Below are 3,569 nucleotides of genomic sequence, written 5' to 3' on the forward strand. Positions count from 1 at the left end.
CCGGGACGCTGTGCGCCGCGATCGCCAACCGCGGCGTCGTCACCGCCGCCGAGCGCCGCGCGAGCACCGTCGTCGCCGACGCCCGGCAGGCCGTGGCCGACCTGCTCGCCGCCGATCCGGGCGGCGTCGTCTTCGGGCGCAGCATGACCCAGCTGACCTACGACTTCTCCCGCGCGCTGGCCAAGGACTGGCGCGCCGGCGACGAAGTCGTCGTCACCCGCCTCGACCACGACGCGAACATCCGGCCGTGGGTCCAGGCCGCCGAGGCCGCCGGCGCGATCGTTCGCTGGGCGGACTTCGACCCCGCCACCGGCGTGCTCGACCCGGCCGCGATCACGTCCCTGCTGTCGGAGCGGACCCGGCTGGTCGCGGTCACCGCGGCGTCGAACCTGCTCGGCACCCGCCCGGACGTCCCGGCGATCGCGGCCGCCGTGCACGACGCCGGCGCGCTGCTCTACGTCGACGGCGTCCACCTGACCCCGCACGCGCCGGTCGACGTCACCGCGCTCGGCGCCGACTTCTACGCCTGCTCGCCGTACAAGTTCCTCGGGCCGCACCTGGGCCTGGTCGCGGCGGCGCCGGCGCTGCTCGAGACGCTGCGCCCGGACAAGCTGCTGCCCTCGACCGACGCCGTCCCGGAACGCTTCGAGCTGGGGACGCTCCCGTACGAACTCCTCGCGGGCACGACGGCGGCCATCGACTTCCTGGCCGGGCTGGTGCCGGGGACGGGCTCACGGCGTTCGCGGCTGCTCGCGTCCCTGCAGGCGTTGGAGGAGCACGAAACCGCGCTGCTCGCCCGTCTCGACGCGGGCCTCTCGGCGGTCTCCGGCGTGACCCGGTACGGCGCACCCGGACGCCACCGCACCCCGACGACCCTGTTCTCGGTCGACGGGGTGCGGTCTCAAGCGGTGTACGAACACCTCGGCGCGCAGGGGGTCAACGCCCCGGCCAGCAGCTTCTACGCGATCGAGTGCTCGCGGCACCTCGGGCTCGGCGACACCGGCGCCGTCCGCGCCGGCATCGCGCCCTACACCACGGAGGGCGACGTCGACCGGCTGCTCGCCGGGCTGGCGTCGCTCCCCCGCTGAGGGCTACTTCGGGTCCTGGTCCAGCTGGGTCGCCTTCACCGCGTTGCCGACCTGGGCGCAGTCGTCGGTGGTGATGCCGGCCGTGCCCGCCTTCGCCAGCGCCGCGCACGAGGAGTTCAGCGCGTCGCCGACGTCCTTGAAGGTCGCGCTCTGGGTGAGCGTGTTCTCGACGCCCCACCAGATCTGGACCGACTTGTCGAGGCCGAGGCCGCGCACGGTCTGGCCGTTGAAGGTGTCGCCGTCGGTGATCAGGTAGTCGGCCTTGTTCACGACGCCGTCGTTGATGTGCTCGTCCGGGTTGTTCGTGTCCCAGCCCGGGCCGTTGACCATGTCCGGCTGCGGCGTGAGCGACGAGCGCGGGTCCTTCATGTTCCGGATCGCGCCGAGCGACGAGCCCGCGCCGAGCAGCCAGCGGTTGTCGCCGGTGTCGTTGGGGTCGTTCGAGGTGATGCCGATGAACTTGCCGAAGACGTCCGACAGGCCTTCGTTGATCGAGTCGGCCTGGCCTCCGCTCAGCCCGGACGTGTGCTGCGTGACGCCGTGCGTCAGCTCGTGGCCGGTGATGTCGTCGGTGGTGACGCCCTCGCCGAAGGCCATCTGCTCGCCGTCCCAGAAGGCGTTGGCGAACGGGCATTCGCCGTCGACGCAGATCCGGACGGTGCCGCGCAGCGCCTTGCCGGTGCCGTCGGAGTAGTCCGCGCCGATCAGGCTCGTCAGGTCGACGTTGACGTACTTCTGGTAGAAGTCCGACGCCTGCCCGAAGAACGTGTAGACGTTGTTGACGTCGGCGACGCTCGACTCGGCGCCGCCCTCCTTGCGGGTGACGTCGAAGGCGGTCCCGCAGCGGACCGACGCGGAGCTGCCGCTGACCACCTTGTGGTTCGCGTCGCAGACGTCGCGGTTGGCCTCGCGGACCTCCGACCACGACGTGACGACGTCCTGGGTGCCGGCCTTGACGACCTCGGTCCACTTGTCGTTGAGCTTCTTGCCGTGCACGGTGACCTGGTAGGTCGGCACCGCGATGCCGTCGCCCTTCGCCCCGCCGAGCGTGGCGTCGTACCAGTAGGCGCGCGGCGCGTCGGCCTTCAGCGTGTCCGCGGCGAGGCCGGTGCGCTTGGCGACGTCCGCGATGGCGGCGTCGGCGGCACCCGCGTCACTCGCCGGGAAGGCACCCGCGGTCTTCTTCGCGGTGCGGCCGTGCGTGGCGAGCACCGCGCCCGCCTTGTCGCGGACCTGGATCAGCTGCCCGCCGAACACCGGCACGCCCCCGATTTCCTGCTGCGACCGCACCACGCTGCCGAACGGCATCGCGAGGGGGTTCAGCGCGTGCATGGACGGCTGGGCGATGGTCGCGTAGGCGGGCGAACCCGTCGAGAGCAGCGACACCGCGACGACAGCCGCGCTCACCGCCGCCGTCCCTGCGATGACCCGTTTGCGTGACACCCGGTACACCTCCGTGGAAGCTTGATCACCTGACGTGAAGTCCGAGCAGGTTCACATGCCCCGAAGGGGTCGCACACCGGTCGAAAGTAGGTAACTCACCAAGTCCAGACGAGTTTCCGGTGGTTAATCACCGACAATTCGGACGATCAGGGAGCGGGCGGGGCCACCACCGGCTCGGACGGGTGCCGCATGGTCTTGAATGAGTCATTCAAGACCTCCGACGACAGGGTTCCAGCAAAGTCGGCCAGCAGGGCCGATCCGCGATGTCATGAAAGAGTCATTCACCTCGCCAGACGACATGAATGACCCTTTCACGACATCCCCGCGACGCCGGGCAGACCACACGGCCAGGCGACTCTGCCGCCGGTCACGCGCTCGCCGACGCGACTTTGCCGGGACCCCTGGGCGCGGACGTAGTGAGTGACTCATTCATGTCGCCGGACGCCATGAATGAGTCACTCACTACGTCGCGGGTCAGGGGGCTCGGCCTAGTCGAATTGTCCCGCATCCGCGGGCTGCCGCCGGCCTGACTTTGCCGAAGCCCTGACCTCCGACGACCTGAATGACTCATTCAAGACACCAGGCAGCTCACGCTGCCCAGCTGCGCGCGCTGCGACGATCAGGGAGCGGGCGGGGCCACCACCCTCAGCTGCAGCATCGCCGCGAACCGCGCCTCCGGGTCCGTCATGTCGAACCCGCCCACCTCCGCGAGCCGCCGCAAGCGGTACCGGAACGTGTTGGGGTGCACGTGAACAGCAGCCGACGCCGCGATCACGTCGCCGAACGCGTCGAGCCAGGCTCGCAAGGTCTCGACCAGGTGCGCGTGGTGCTGCTCGTCGTACTCGATCAGCCGCGCGACCGGCCCGGTCGGGCGATCCCCGCGCACCGCCACCAAGTCCTGCAACTCCAGCAGCAGCGCCTCAACGTGGACATCGGCCAGCGCCGCCACCCGGCGGCCCGCGCCGCTCCCCGAACGCAGCACCCGCAACGCGCGATCCGCGCTCGCGCGGGCTTCCGGCAGCTCCGCCGCACTCCGCG

3 protein-coding genes are annotated in these 3,569 nt (G+C 70.8%); 1 reads left to right on the forward strand and 2 read right to left on the reverse strand.

Going from position 1 to position 3,569, the window contains the following annotated elements:
- Positions 1-1,088: cysteine desulfurase-like protein (locus G3I65_RS01050; protein ID WP_160693878.1), on the forward strand; the 1,088-nt coding region annotated here is incomplete at its 5' end.
- A gap of 3 nt (positions 1,089-1,091) precedes the next feature.
- On the opposite strand, the gene G3I65_RS01055 is transcribed toward G3I65_RS01050, so the two are convergent.
- Entirely contained in the window at positions 1,092-2,531 is a 1,440-nt protein-coding gene (locus tag G3I65_RS01055; RefSeq protein ID WP_160693880.1) for a M4 family metallopeptidase, read from the reverse strand.
- Positions 2,532-3,150: 619 nt separating this feature from the next.
- Positions 3,151-3,569: CdaR family transcriptional regulator (locus tag G3I65_RS01060; RefSeq protein ID WP_160693882.1), on the reverse strand; the 419-nt coding region annotated here is incomplete at its 5' end.

The sequence above is a fragment of the Amycolatopsis sp. SID8362 genome (genome assembly GCF_010550475.1).
Lineage (GTDB): Bacteria > Actinomycetota > Actinomycetes > Mycobacteriales > Pseudonocardiaceae > Amycolatopsis > Amycolatopsis eburnea.